Origin of the sequence: Pseudomonas frederiksbergensis (assembly GCF_003732275.1) — a bacterium.
GTDB classification, from domain to species: domain Bacteria; phylum Pseudomonadota; class Gammaproteobacteria; order Pseudomonadales; family Pseudomonadaceae; genus Aquipseudomonas; species Aquipseudomonas frederiksbergensis_H.
The window spans coordinates 590,052-603,178 of record NZ_MOBM01000012.1 but is presented as its reverse complement, the minus strand read 5'-3'; the positions used below and the strand labels follow the sequence as shown (position 1 = coordinate 603,178).

The following is a 13,127-nucleotide window of genomic DNA, read 5'->3' as shown; positions in this document are numbered from 1 at the left end:
TGCTAACCGTTCCTTCTGCTTCCTGTCCTTGATCTGGCTTCAAGGGCTGTCTTCTGATGTGCGGCCATTCAATACCTAGCCCACAACCCTCACGCCCTGTGAACTCAAGTTGTAGGAAATACAGAATGTTGAACTGTTCTGTTTCTTTATTTGTTTCCAATGTTTGAGTGTATTGTCCTTCAGTAATTTATCCGAGTCGGTACACGTGAGAAATACAATCACTTGTGCAGGATTATCCGGAGGATGCTGAATACTCTCCACCAGGGCGCTGAACGCCATTTTTTTGTGTATCCACCGTGCATCAACGATGTGCAGATCCTTTAGGGGAACAGGCAGGCGCACATGGTGTGGCGCCGAGCTTTCGTGCGTTACCCTGGATGGGTTATTTTCCGAGTGATCAGCGTTGTCCATGACTTTTATGAAATGTTCTTCCTTCTCGAAATCGGAGGGCGCGTAAAGCGACCGATAGTTGAAGTTGAGTGTGGCGAAGAAAAGAAAAAGTAAATAAAAGGGGAAGCTAATCAGAAACCAGACATAGAGCGCTCTCTCCTCGTTATCAAGAAAGGGGAGAGATACAGCGGCCGAAGTTTCAGATAATGCTGCAAAGATTGCGATGATTGTCATCGGGTTGGTGATTTTTTTTCTGAGTTTTATCATATTTTCTGCTCATGAAGTATGTGTTTTCTCGATTTATTTACGGGGTTGTATAACTAATATATTAGGTTTTCATGCTGTTATGGTGAACTCTTTTTTTTTGCTCCAATAATGGAGGTTGTTATAGTAGCTGTGTTGTTGTGAGGGAGATTTGTAGGGTGTGTATTGTTGGTGAAGTGTTACGGTATGTGAGCTTTTTCTGATTGTTTGAGTCAGGTCGCGGAGAGTATTGGTAAATGCCCGTTACTTTTGAGGGTAGCTCAATAGTCGATGTGTGTTGGATTATCGGCGTCAAACCCTGTTCTTGTGTTTTTTTTGTTGTAAGGCGATACAAAAAAATGTCGAAGCGCTGAGCAACATTGGGCCAGTAAAGTCTCTGGCTCTTCGTATGGCAATGATTTTTTGTAGGAAAAATCCGCGTTGTTTGTAGGCTATGTCTCTCGCTGCGAGTGGCCGGGGGTGACGGCATGCCATGGGTGAAACGACTAGGCTATGGTGCGGGCTCTAAAAATTCGAACAGCTAAAATTGGACTTGCCCATGAATAAAGTGCTGATCGTGGATGATCACCCCGTCATTCGTCTTGCGGTGCGTATGCTAATGGAACGTCATGGCTACGAAGTCATTGCAGAAACAGATAATGGCGTGGACGCATTACAACTTTCCCGTGATCTAATGCCGGATATTGTCATACTGGATATTGGAATACCGAAACTGGATGGGTTGGAAGTCATCGCGCGCCTGACATCAACAGCGATGCCTCTAAAAGTACTGATATTGACCTCTCAGGCGCCAGGGCACTTTTCCATGCGTTGCATGCAATCGGGTGCCGCCGGATATGTCTGCAAACAACAGGATCTCACAGAGTTGCTCAGTGCAATAAAAGCTGTACTGTCAGGCTACAGCTACTTTCCTAATCAGGCTCTGCATACCGTGCGTTCCAGTCTTGGGAACGCCAGTGAAGCTGATATGGTGGATCGTTTGTCCGGGCGGGAAATGATGGTCCTGCAACAGTTGGCCCGAGGAAAGACAAACAAGGAGATCGCCGATGGAATGTTCCTCAGCAATAAAACCGTTAGTACTTACAAGACTCGACTTTTATTAAAGCTCAATGCTCGCTCACTGGTCGACCTGATCGAACTGGCCCAACGCAATGGTCTGGTATGACGCTGCCAGCGTTTGACGAGGCGCGATGAACGGGCGTTTATCAGGGGTCGGCGCTTAGTAAAAAGCCTCCGTTTCGGGAGGCTTTTAAGTGTCACAGGTCAAAATCGTAATCGGCCAATTGCTTCTGCAGTCGGCGCTCCTCCAGCAGATTGTCGATGGTGCGGCGTTTGCTCAGGTTGGTCTTCGCCACTTCCACTACCGGCTCTGCGTCATCGGCTTCAACGGGGGTGAAGTCGTCTTCTACGTCCAATTGCTCTTTGCCAGTGCTCATAAGGTTAACTCCAGGCTAAGGCTGCCCTTTGGCGCTCCTTATATCGACAATTTCCCGGCGGGTAAAAAAGATTTTTTCAATCGATCAATCAAAAAAACTAATAGCGCCTCAATCGTCCGAGGTCTTTTGCTTGTATTCGCACAAATCCTCTATCCGGCAACTGCCACAACGCGGCTTGCGGGCCAGGCAAACGTAGCGCCCGTGGAGAATCAGCCAGTGATGAGCGTCGAGCAGATATTCCTTCGGCACGAATTTCATCAGTTTTTGCTCCACCTCAACCACGTTCTTGCCTGGAGCAATGCCGGTACGGTTACTGACCCGGAAAATGTGAGTGTCCACGGCCATGGTCAGCTGACGAAAGGCGGTATTGAGCACCACGTTGGCGGTCTTGCGACCGACGCCGGGCAATGCCTCCAGTGCCTCGCGGGTCTGCGGCACTTCACCGCCATGGCGCTCCACCAGCAAGCGACAGGTTTCGATCACGTTTTTCGCTTTGCTGTTGAACAGGCCGATGGTCTTGATGTACTCCGACAGCCCTTCGACGCCCAAGGCATGGATCGCCGCTGGCGTGTTGGCCACCGGGAACAGTTTGGCGGTGGCCTTGTTCACGCCGACATCGGTCGACTGCGCCGAGAGAATCACGGCGATCAGCAATTCGAACGGTGAGGCGTAGGCCAGTTCGGTCTTCGGTTCAGGATTGTCTTCGTGAAACCTGCGGAAAATTTCAAGACGTTTTGCGGCATTCATGGGCGATGCGTTTCCTCGAAGACGGTCAATGTGGGGCCGCCGGGCGGCGAGTCCAGGCTTGATGTGCGGCGATCAACAGTCCCAGCAGAATAAACCCGCCAGGGGCCAGCGTGGCCAGATGCAGGCCACCGTCGGCGATCAGCGTCCAGCCTTGCCAGTCCGGTTGCGTGGCGCCGGTCATCCAGGACAGATGGCTAGCGAGTGTCCCGTTGCCGATGAACTCGCGCAGCAGGCCCAGGCCCACCATCAAGGCGCCGAACAGGCCACACAGACGCAGTCGATCACACCGTGGGCTCTGGAAAAAACCGTTGTGTTCCAGCACGACGCATTGCAGGGCGATCAATCCTGCGTAGAAACCCAGATGCTGGTGCCATTGGAGCGACCAGGCTTGCGTGGCAAGTTCTGCGCAACTGGTCAGCGTGGCAGCCAGCAGCAGGCATGCCGGCAAATGTGTTGCCGGAATCAGTCGCGAGCGCAAGACGCCCATGCTCGCACCGTAAGCACTGAGTACCAGAGCAAGCATCAGCCACAGGCCCAGGGCCGTTACCAATGAATCCGTAACGCCGATCAACGGCGTCAGCATCAGGGAGTTCTGCAGGGTCGATGACTTATTCATGAGCGCTGCTCCCGATCAGCGGTTGCCGGTGTTCATCGAAGTAGCGCAGCGCGTCATGGGTGGCATTGATCACCGCTCTTGAGGTGATGGTCGCGCCCGCGATCTGATCGAATTGCCCTTGGTCCTTTTTCAAGGCCCAGCCATTGTCATCGGGGTCGGTTAGCGACTTGCCGGTAAACACCTGAAGCCAGGCATTGGGCCAGTCGGCGAGCTTGCCGCCCAGCCCTGGAGTTTCCGATTGTTTGAGGGTTTTGACCCCCAATAACTTGCCTTGGGGGTCGATAGCGATCAGCAAGTCGATGGCGCCGGCGTAGCCCAGTGTCTGGCTGCGCAGCAACACAGCGCTCGGTTGGCCGGCCTTGGAGGCCAGGTAGCCCCCCAACAGTGTGCTGTTGGCCAGACGAGTGCTTTCGAGGCTGAGGGGATGTTCCAGTGGCTGATTGTCGTAGCTGTCGGACGGTAGCAGATCCAATAACTGACGGCTGTCGATCAGGCGTTGCTCGGCGGCGATGCGCGCGGCGCTGGTATGCTGCACGAGGTAAGTCGCGCCCATCCCCAGGCTTGCCAGCACTACCAGGCTCACAACGCTCGTCGCTCGGTTCATGGGGCAACCTGCTCCTGTCTGGACGCGGCAAAACGTTCCAGCGCCGGTACACAGAGGTTCATTAGCAAAACCGCAAAGGCCACGCCGTCCGGATACCCGCCCCACGTCCGAATCAGGTAAGTCAGTAACCCCGCGCCTGCGCCGAACAGTAATCGGGCAGTGGGGTTTTTTGCGCCGGATATCGGTTCCGTCACGATGAAGAAGGCACCGAGCATGCTCGCGCCGGTGAGCAGATGAAACAGTGGCGAGCCATGAGAATCGGAGCCCGTACCGTTCCAACACAACAGGCTGATGATGAACAGGCTGGCGAGCATGCCGACCGGTGCATGCCAGCTGAATACCCGCCGCTGTAGCAGAAACGCACCGCCGGCCAGAAACGCCAGGTTGACCCATTCCACGCCCCGGCCACCAAAACGGCCGAATGCCGGATTGCCGGCGAACAGTTCTTCCATGGTCAGGCTTTTGTTGATTCGCAGACTGTCCAGCGCCGTGGCCTGGGCCCACGCATCGGGTGTCTGACCGAAGCTGAAGCCGAACACCTGTTGCAACCCACCGAACAAATCCATGCCATGGGACGCCGGCCAATGGGTCATTTGCTGGGGAAACATCACCAGGACCAGCGCGAAACCGAGCATCGCCGGATTGAACGGATTCTTGCCGACACCGCCATACAAGTGCTTGCCGAAAAACAGTCCGAACGCCGCCGCACTGGCTGTCAGCCACCACGGGCAATAAGGCGGCAAGGCCAGCGCCAACAGCGTCGCACTGACCAGCGCACTGCCATCGCTCAGCGTCGGTTTTAGCGGTTGCTTGCGCAGCTGCAACACCGCCGCCTCAACGGCCAGCGCGGTGGCAGCCGCCAGAATCAGGTTGATCAACACCCCCCAGCCGTACAGCCAGAACAACATCAGCATCCCCGGCACGGTGGCCAGCAATACCAGCTTCATGGCCTGCTGAAGGCGATCGTCCACCGATTCAAGGGGTGACATAGGCATCCACCTGACGCTCGGCTTCGCTGAGCGCATGTTGCAACGCTTCGATCTGTTCGGCCGGCGCCTCGCTTGTTTGAGCTTTCTTGAGTTCGGCACGGCGCATGGCCAACTGGATCTTCGCCCGTTTCAGCTCGGCATCTTTTGCCGGGGCAGGTGGCGCAGAGACCGGCGGTGCGCTGCTCTCCAGTTGCGCCAGCGCCTGTTCGGCGGCTTCGAACTGCTGTTGCAGCACGATCAGTTGCGACTGCTGTTCGAAGGTTGGCGGATGCCCGAAGGCCTTGAGCGATTTGTTCAGCTGCGCCCGACTCATCGCCAGATCGACCTTGGCCTTTTTCAGTGCCGCATCGGCATTGTCCGCTTTCTGTGCGCGGACGCGCTCGAGTGCGGCCTGAACCGGGTCGAGCGTCACTTCGCTGTGCTGCACGGCGCGCTGGGCGCGGGCCTGGCGTTCGGCGAGTTTCTGTTCCTCTTCGCGATGCAACCGGGCATTGCGCTGTTCGAAACGGCGTCGCGCGTGATTGCGCTTGGCGGTCCGGGCCTGTTGTTCCTCCAGGCTGAACGCCAGCCCGCCGACAATCGGCAGCACCGTGGCCAGCGGTAACGGATGCATCTCGATGCAATCCACCGGGCAGGGCGCCACGCAGAGGTCGCAACCGGTACATTCGTCGACGATGACCGTGTGCATGAATTTTGCCGCGCCGACAATGGCGTCGACCGGGCAGGCCTGAATGCACTTGGTGCAGCCGATGCATTCAGCTTCGCGAATGTAAGCGATCTGCGCTGGCGCCGAACCGCGACTGACGTCCAGTTCCAGCACCGGCACTTTCAGCAGGTCGGCCAGGGCCGCGATGGTTTCGCTGCCGCCCGGTGGGCACTTGTTGATCGGCTCGCCGCTGGCGATGCCTTCGGCGTAGGGTTTGCATCCGGGGTGGCCACACTTGCCGCATTGGGTCTGCGGCAAGAGGGCGTCGATGCGTTGAATCAGACTCATGTTTTGATCAGCCCGCTGAATCCGAGAAAAACCACCGCGATCAATCCGGCACCAATCAACTCGATCGGCAGGCCACGAAAGGGCAGGGGGATATCGTTATCGAGTGTGCGCTGGCGCAAGTCGCTGAACAGACTCAGCACCAGCCAGAAACCCAGCCCGGCGCCAAGGCTCAGGGCTATGGCGTGGAAAATTCCCTTGTCGTCTTGAGCGTTGAGCAATGTCAGCCCAAGCACGCCGGCATTCCCAAGCAGCAGGGGCCAGAGGCCATCGAATGAAAGTTTCGCCAATAACCGTGAAAGCAGCTTAAGCAGCGGGCCGATCAGCAGAACGCTCAACGGCAGGAACACGAACAGACGCAGCGACGTCAGCCCCAGCGGCACCAGTAGCCAGTGATAGAACGCATAGCCGAGTATGCCGACAATCAGCATCAGGCACGTTGTCGCGATGCCCAGTGCGTGGACCTGTGGCCGCTCGCTGCCCAGCACCGAATCGACGCCCAGCGGCCAGTGCAACACGAGGTTGTTGATCAGGGCAGCGCTGATAAGCGTAAGAAGCAGTTCGGTCATGATCGTGCCGGCAAGGACAGGGGCTTTCTCAAGGACTCTCTAAAAAGAGATTAGGCATTATCCGGCAAGGAAGGAGGGTGGGCCAGACATGAAAATCCCACAGTCGCGCCGGGCACGACTGTGGGATCGGTTTACCGCAGGGCTTTACTTGATGCGCTGACCCGGCTTGGCGCCGCTGTCGGGGCTCAGCAGGTAGATTTCTTCACCGCCAGGGCCGGCTGCCATCACCATGCCTTCGGAGATCCCGAATTTCATTTTGCGGGGCTTGAGGTTGGCGATCATCATGGTCAGGCGACCATTGAGCTTGGACGGGTCCGGGTAAGCGCTCTTGATCCCGGAGAACACGTTGCGCTGCTCATCACCGATGTCCAGGGTCAGGCGCAGCAGCTTGTCGGCACCTTCCACGGCTTCGGCCTTGAGAATCAGCGCCACGCGCAAGTCTACAGCGGCAAAGGTGTCGAACTCGATCTCTGGCGACAGCGGATCCTTGGCCAGTTCACCGTTGCCGGCGGGTGCCGCTTGGCCGGTGTCGGTTGCGCTGGCGGTCAGGTCTTCTTTCGAGGCGTCGGTCATGGCTTGCACTTTTACCGGGTCGATACGGGTCATCAACGGTTTGAATTCGTTCAGCTGATGGTTGCTGAGCAAGGTGGCGTGGTCGTTCCAGGTCAACGGTGCGACGTTCAGGAAAGCCTCGGCATCGGCGGCCAGCAGCGGCAGCACCGGTTTGAGGAAGATCACCAGTTGGCGGAACAGGTTGATGCCCAAGGCGCAAATGGCCTGGACTTCATCTTGCTTGCCTTCCTGTTTGTTCAGCGACCACGGTGCCTTGTCGGCGATCCAGGCGTTGGCGCGGTCGGCCAGGCCCATGATTTCGCGCATGGCACGGGCAAAGTCGCGAGCTTCATAGGCTTCGGCAATGCTTGGCGCTGCGGCCAGGAAGGCATCGGTCAGTTCCGGCGCGGCGTTGCCGGCCACCAGTACACCGGCGTTGCCTTTATGGATGAATCCGGCGCAACGGCTGGCGATGTTGACGACTTTGCCGACCAGGTCGGAGTTGACCTTCTGCACGAAGTCTTCGAGGTTCAGGTCCAGGTCGTCGACGCCACGACTCAGCTTGGCGGCGTAGTAGTAACGCAGGTATTCCGGCGACAGGTGATCCAGGTAAGTCCGCGCCTTGACGAACGTGCCGCGGGACTTGGACATCTTCTGGCCGTTGACGGTCAGGTAGCCGTGTACGTTGATGCCGGTCGGTTTGCGGAAACCGGCGCCTTCAAGCATGGCGGGCCAGAACAGGGCGTGGAAGTTAACGATATCCTTGCCGATGAAATGGTACAGCTCGGCGGTGGAATCCTTGGCCCAGAACGCGTCGAAGTCCAGGTCCGGACGACGGGCGCAGAGGTTCTTGAAGCTGGCCATGTAGCCAATCGGCGCGTCCAGCCACACGTAGAAATACTTGCCCGGCTCGTCGGGAATTTCGAAGCCGAAGTACGGCGCATCGCGGGAAATGTCCCACTGTTGCAGGCCGGCATCCAGCCATTCGGCGATCTTGTTGGCCACGGCTTCTTGCAGGGTGCCGCTGCGGGTCCAGGCTTGCAGCATTTCCTGGAAATCCGGCAGCTTGAAGAAGAAGTGCTGGGAATCCTTGAGCACCGGCGTGGCGCCGGAGATTGCCGACTTCGGATCTTTGAGGTCGGTCGGCGCGTAGGTCGCACCGCATTTCTCGCAGTTGTCGCCGTACTGGTCTTCGGTGCCGCATTTCGGGCAGGTGCCCTTGATGAAGCGGTCGGCCAGGAACATTTTCTTTTCCGGGTCGAAGTACTGAGTGATCGAGCGCGTGGCGATGTGCCCGGCGTCGCGCAGCTTCAGATAGATCTGGCTCGACAGCTCACGGTTTTCTTCAGCGTGAGTGGAGTGGAAGTTGTCGAAGTCCACCAGGAACTCGGCAAAGTCGGCGCTGTGTTCAGCCTGGACATTGGCGATCAGTTGTTCCGGGGTGATGCCTTCCTTTTCCGCGCGCAGCATGATGGCCGAACCGTGGGCGTCGTCGGCGCAGACATAAATGCATTGATTACCGCGATGCTTCTGGAAGCGCACCCACATATCGGTCTGGATGTATTCCAGCATATGGCCGAGGTGGATCGAACCATTGGCATAGGGCAGGGCGCTGGTGACGAGGATCTTGCGTGGCTCGGACATGGGGCTCGGCTACTTGATGAAACGGAGGTCGGCCACTATAAAGCGCTGGCGCATATTTTTCACCCTTCGGGCCTGTTTCCGGATGCATCGCCTTTGAAAAGAGTGGGGATGAGTTTGCGGTGTGCGGGAGGGCTTTTGTGGCGAGGGAGCTTGCTCCCGCTGGGTGGCGAAGCCGCCCCAACCCCAGCAACCCGGTTCCGGCAGAAGGATCGCGTCAACGTGATTACGACTGCTGCGCAGTCGAGCGGGAGCAAGCTCCCTCGCCACAGGGATGTGTTTGCCACAAATCATCGTGGGGCATGCCGTCTATGATGTAGAACGGTTAGGATACCCGCCTGATTTTCCAGTCTTGCTATCGGAGTTGCCCATGAGCGCCGTCAATCGCGCAGCGGTGGAAGCCGTCCTTCGCCAATACACCGACCCTTATCTGAACCAGGACCCGGTCAGCGCCGGGTGCGTGCGCAGCATCGACATCCAGGGTGATCGCGTCAGCGTTCAGCTGGAGCTGGGTTATGCCGCCGGTCTGTTCAAGAGCGGCTGGGCGCAGTTGCTGCAACTGGCCATCGAAGGCCTGGACGGCGTCGTCACCGCGCGCGTCGAGATCATCAGCGTGATCGCCGCGCACAAGGCCCAGGCGCAGATTCCGGGGCTGGCCAACGTCAAGAACGTTGTGGCCGTGGCGTCCGGCAAGGGTGGTGTGGGCAAGTCCACCACTGCTGCCAACCTCGCGTTGGCGCTGGCCCGTGAAGGCGCCAAGGTCGGGATTCTCGACGCGGACATCTACGGCCCGAGCCAGGGCATCATGTTCGGCATCCCTGAAGGCACCCGACCAAAGGTCAAGGATCAGAAGTGGTTCATCCCGATCGAATCCCATGGCGTCGAAGTGATGTCCATGGCCTTCCTGACCGACGACAACACGCCGATGGTCTGGCGCGGACCGATGGTGTCCGGCGCCCTGTTGCAACTGGTCACGCAAACGGCCTGGGGTGACCTGGATTACCTGGTTATCGACATGCCGCCAGGCACCGGCGACATCCAGCTCACCCTGGCGCAGAAAGTCCCGGTGGCCGGTGCGGTAATCGTGACCACCCCACAGGATCTGGCATTGCTGGACGCGCGCAAGGGCGTGGAGATGTTCCGCAAGGTCAACATCCCGGTGCTGGGCGTGGTGGAAAACATGGCCGTGCATATCTGCTCCAACTGCGGGCATGCCGAGCATCTGTTCGGTGAGGGCGGCGGTGTGAAGCTGGCCAACCAGTACGGTGTCGAGCTGTTGGCTTCGTTGCCACTGTCGATGCTGATCCGCGAACAAGCCGATGGCGGCAAGCCAACCGTGATCGCCGAGCCGGACAGTCAGATTGCGATGGTTTACCAGGAACTGGCCCGCCATGTCGGCGCGCGGATTGTGTTGCAGGAAGCGGCAACGCCGGCGATGCCGAACATCACCGTCAGCGACGATTGATTTGCTGAAAAGATCGCAGCCTCGCTTCGCTCGACAGCTCCTACAGGTGTAAGCCTATCCATGTAGGAGCTGTCGAGCGAAGCGAGGCTGCGATCTTTTGATCTTGCTTTAAATCCGCAACCCGCCATCCAATTCCAGAATCCGACCGGTGTAGTAGTCGTTCTCGAAAATGTAGGCCGCCGACTGGGCGATCTCTTCAGGTTTACCCATGCGCTTGAGCGGAATCGCGGAGGTCATTTTCTCCAGCGCTTCCGGCTTCATGCTCAGGGTCATCTCGGTTTCGATGAAGCCCGGCGCAATGCTCGCCACGCGAATGCCGTAACGTGCCAGTTCCTTGGCCCAGGTCACGGTCGCCGCAGCGACACCGGCCTTGGCAGCGGAGTAGTTGGTCTGGCCAACGTTGCCAGCGCGCGAAATCGACGAGATATTGATGATCGCGCCGCTGTTGTTCAGCTCGACCATTTTTGCCGCGACTTCACGGGTGCACAGGAACACACCGGTCAGGTTGACGTCGATGACTGCCTGCCATTGGGCCAGGCTCATCTTGGTCATTTCGCCGTCCTTGACCTTCAATAGCAGGCCGTCGCGCAGAATGCCGGCGTTGTTGATCAGGCCATGGATCGCACCGAAATCGTCAGCCACCTGGGCGGCCATGTGGGTCACTTGCTCTTCATCGGCGACGTTGCACAGGTAGGCACGGGCCTCGACACCCTTGGCTTTGCAAGCGGCGACGGCGGCGTCGAGTTTTTCCTGATTCAGGTCCACCAGCGCCAGCTTCGCGCCTTTGCCGGCGAGATACTCGGCCATGGAACGACCTAAACCCTGGCAACCGCCGGTGATAATGATTACTTTGTCAGTGAGTTGCATTCGCATAGCCCCATAGCAGATCGGAGTGGTTTTCCTTCCTAGAGGGCCTCTCGATCTGAGCCTGATATGGCTTGGCTGCACATGAGAACTGCCCCTATGGCGTGCTGGAACTTTGCCCAGGCGCCTGTCCGTTTTGTTGACGGATTCTATATAAGGAGTCATAAATTGAGCGTTGTAGTGGCTAAGCATGCCCGAGAATTGCTTCTCAAGGAATACCGTGGAGTGCTCTCGACGCACTCCAAAGCGATGCCCGGTTTCCCGTTTGGCTCCGTGGTTCCCTACTGCCTGGACGAGCAGGGCCGGCCGCTGATCCTTATCAGCCGCATCGCTCAGCACACCCACAACCTGCAGAAAGATCCGAAATGTTCGCTGCTGGTGGGTGAGCGTGAAGCCGAAGACGTACAAGCCGTTGGTCGCCTGACTTACCTCGCCGAGGCAGAAAAGCTTCAAGAGCCCGCTGCCATCGAAGCGGCAGCCGAGCGTTACTACCGCTATTTCCCGGATTCGCAGAACTATCACAAGGCCCATGATTTCGATTTCTGGGTGCTCAACGAAGTACGTCACCGCTACATCGGCGGCTTCGGCGCGATCCACTGGATCGATCAGTTGACCCTCGCCAACCCGTTCGCCGGCAAGGCCGAAGTGAGCATGGTCGAGCACATGAATGCCGATCACGCCAAAGCCATTGCGCACTACGTCGAGCTGGCGGGGCTGCCGAAAACCACGCCGGCGCAATTGGCCGGCATCGACACCGAAGGCATGCACTTGCGCATCGGTCAGGGGCTCTACTGGTTGCCGTTTCAAACGCCCTGTAATACGCCGACACAAGTCCGGGAAGCCTTGGTTTTCCTGGCTCACGCCGAGCATTGGCCGAAAAATGAAGTGGCCGACGCTTGAATTCACGAAACGGCGACGTCATCTAGGGAAGACTGGCAAGGCATTCTTGCGTTGAGGAACCATTTGATGCGCCCTTTTTTATTGCTCTTTGTACTGTTCCCGGTGTTGGAGCTGTTCGTATTCGTCAAGGTTAGCGGGGCGATCGGGTTTTTCCCGGCCCTGCTGCTGATCATTCTCGGCTCGATGCTCGGCGTGTTCGTGCTGCGTATCGCCGGTCTGGCAACTGCACTGCGCGCCCGTGAAAGCCTGAATCGTGGCGAGCTGCCGGCTCAGACCATGCTCGAAGGCCTGATGCTGGCCCTGGCTGGCGGTCTGTTGATCTTGCCGGGCTTCGTCACCGACGTGCTGGGTCTGATCATGTTGTTGCCGATCTCTCGTCGACTGCTGGCCAACAAAATGCGTCTGCGCGCCGAGGAACAAGCGATACGTCAGCGTGCGTTCGCCGATGACCTTCAGCCACGGGGCGGTCCTGCTCCACAGCAACCATTGGGCCGTGAGCCCAATGTGATCGAAGGCGAGTTCGAACACCGCGATTCCAAGTAACACTTCCATCGACACGGCACCTTCGGGTGCCGTGTTCGTTTTCAGGGCATTGAGATAAAAATTTTTCGCTCCCCGCCCTTGAAATAAGCTTGTGCGCCCTTATGTAACGGTCACCGCAAGGTTTCTGGCAATTGCGCCAGACAGACTTCCGCGGTTCGCTTGACGAACCGCACCCGGCGTCGCCGGATTTGTTAAACCCGCCGGGATTACACCGGCCGATGAAAACCACAATTAGGAGAGATCGACAATGAAGCTTCGTCCTCTGCATGACCGCGTCGTCGTCCGTCGCAGCGAAGAAGAAAAGAAAACCGCTGGCGGTATCGTCCTGCCAGGTTCGGCTGCTGAGAAGCCAAACCAGGGTGAAGTCCTCGCCGTAGGCCCAGGCAAAGCACTGGACAACGGTGACGTGCGTGCGCTGGCCGTGAAAGTGGGTGACAAGGTTGTGTTCGGCCCTTACTCCGGCAGCAACACTGTGAAAGTTGACGGCGAAGACCTGCTGGTCATTGGCGAGAGCGAAATCCTCGCAGTAATCGAAGGCTGATTCCCCGCTCATTTT

The 13,127-nt window shown here is 57.8% G+C and carries 15 protein-coding genes; 5 read left to right on the top strand and 10 right to left on the bottom strand.

Annotated features, from left to right (window positions below; genetic code table 11):
- Positions 1–75 precede the first annotated feature (75 nt).
- Positions 76–657: a hypothetical protein gene (locus tag BK662_RS10835; protein ID WP_123358037.1), complete on the bottom strand. Its 582-nt coding sequence runs from the start codon at positions 655–657 to the stop codon at positions 76–78.
- A gap of 535 nt (positions 658–1,192) precedes the next feature.
- On the opposite strand from BK662_RS10835, the gene BK662_RS10830 reads away from it, so the two are divergent.
- Entirely contained in the window at positions 1,193–1,819 is a 627-nt protein-coding gene (locus BK662_RS10830) for a response regulator transcription factor (protein ID WP_123358036.1), read from the top strand.
- Between the two features lie 91 nt (positions 1,820–1,910).
- Here BK662_RS10830 and BK662_RS10825 read toward each other — a convergent pair whose 3' ends face one another.
- The 8 genes from BK662_RS10825 to metG form a co-directional block, all read right to left on the bottom strand.
- Complete coding sequence (locus BK662_RS10825) at positions 1,911–2,090, bottom strand: PA3496 family putative envelope integrity protein (protein ID WP_007898493.1); 180 nt, start codon at positions 2,088–2,090, stop codon at positions 1,911–1,913.
- A gap of 108 nt (positions 2,091–2,198) precedes the next feature.
- Positions 2,199–2,837 (bottom strand): endonuclease III, encoded by a 639-nt coding sequence (nth, locus tag BK662_RS10820; RefSeq protein ID WP_007898489.1) that lies wholly within the window; start codon positions 2,835–2,837, stop codon positions 2,199–2,201.
- A 25-nt stretch (positions 2,838–2,862) separates the two neighbouring features.
- The gene (locus tag BK662_RS10815) at positions 2,863–3,453 is read right to left on the bottom strand and encodes an Rnf-Nqr domain containing protein (protein ID WP_123358035.1); all 591 of its coding nucleotides are present in this window, start codon (positions 3,451–3,453) and stop codon (positions 2,863–2,865) included.
- Positions 3,446–4,057, bottom strand: coding sequence for an RnfABCDGE type electron transport complex subunit G (locus BK662_RS10810; RefSeq protein WP_123358034.1), 612 nt, complete (start codon positions 4,055–4,057; stop codon positions 3,446–3,448). Before BK662_RS10810 ends, BK662_RS10815 begins: the two co-directional genes overlap by 8 nt.
- Positions 4,054–5,046, bottom strand: coding sequence for an RnfABCDGE type electron transport complex subunit D (locus BK662_RS10805; RefSeq protein ID WP_123358033.1), 993 nt, complete (start codon positions 5,044–5,046; stop codon positions 4,054–4,056). Before BK662_RS10805 ends, BK662_RS10810 begins: the two co-directional genes overlap by 4 nt.
- Entirely contained in the window at positions 5,033–6,040 is a 1,008-nt protein-coding gene (gene rsxB, locus BK662_RS10800; protein WP_123358032.1) for an electron transport complex subunit RsxB, read from the bottom strand. Before rsxB ends, BK662_RS10805 begins: the two co-directional genes overlap by 14 nt.
- Positions 6,037–6,606, bottom strand: coding sequence for an Rnf-Nqr domain containing protein (locus BK662_RS10795; RefSeq protein WP_123358031.1), 570 nt, complete (start codon positions 6,604–6,606; stop codon positions 6,037–6,039). Before BK662_RS10795 ends, rsxB begins: the two co-directional genes overlap by 4 nt.
- Before the next feature lie 144 nt (positions 6,607–6,750).
- Positions 6,751–8,802, bottom strand: a complete 2,052-nt coding sequence (gene metG, locus BK662_RS10790; protein ID WP_123358030.1) for a methionine--tRNA ligase — start codon at positions 8,800–8,802, stop codon at positions 6,751–6,753.
- A gap of 367 nt (positions 8,803–9,169) precedes the next feature.
- On the opposite strand from metG, the gene apbC reads away from it, so the two are divergent.
- Positions 9,170–10,264, top strand: coding sequence for an iron-sulfur cluster carrier protein ApbC (gene apbC / locus BK662_RS10780; RefSeq protein WP_123358028.1), 1,095 nt, complete (start codon positions 9,170–9,172; stop codon positions 10,262–10,264).
- 108 nt (positions 10,265–10,372) lie between these two features.
- Here the strand turns inward: apbC and BK662_RS10775 are convergent, their stop codons facing one another.
- Positions 10,373–11,131, bottom strand: coding sequence for an SDR family oxidoreductase (locus tag BK662_RS10775; RefSeq protein WP_123358027.1), 759 nt, complete (start codon positions 11,129–11,131; stop codon positions 10,373–10,375).
- Between the two features lie 165 nt (positions 11,132–11,296).
- Here BK662_RS10775 and BK662_RS10770 point away from each other — a divergent pair, with 165 nt between their 5' ends.
- From BK662_RS10770 to BK662_RS10760, 3 genes are all read left to right on the top strand, one after another.
- On the top strand, positions 11,297–12,028 hold the full coding sequence (locus tag BK662_RS10770; RefSeq protein WP_123358026.1) for a HugZ family pyridoxamine 5'-phosphate oxidase: 732 nt from the start codon (positions 11,297–11,299) through the stop codon (positions 12,026–12,028).
- A gap of 66 nt (positions 12,029–12,094) precedes the next feature.
- Entirely contained in the window at positions 12,095–12,571 is a 477-nt protein-coding gene (locus BK662_RS10765; RefSeq protein ID WP_052966136.1) for an FxsA family protein, read from the top strand.
- A 247-nt stretch (positions 12,572–12,818) separates the two neighbouring features.
- On the top strand, positions 12,819–13,112 hold the full coding sequence (locus BK662_RS10760; RefSeq protein WP_123358025.1) for a co-chaperone GroES: 294 nt from the start codon (positions 12,819–12,821) through the stop codon (positions 13,110–13,112).
- Positions 13,113–13,127: the final 15 nt, after the last annotated feature.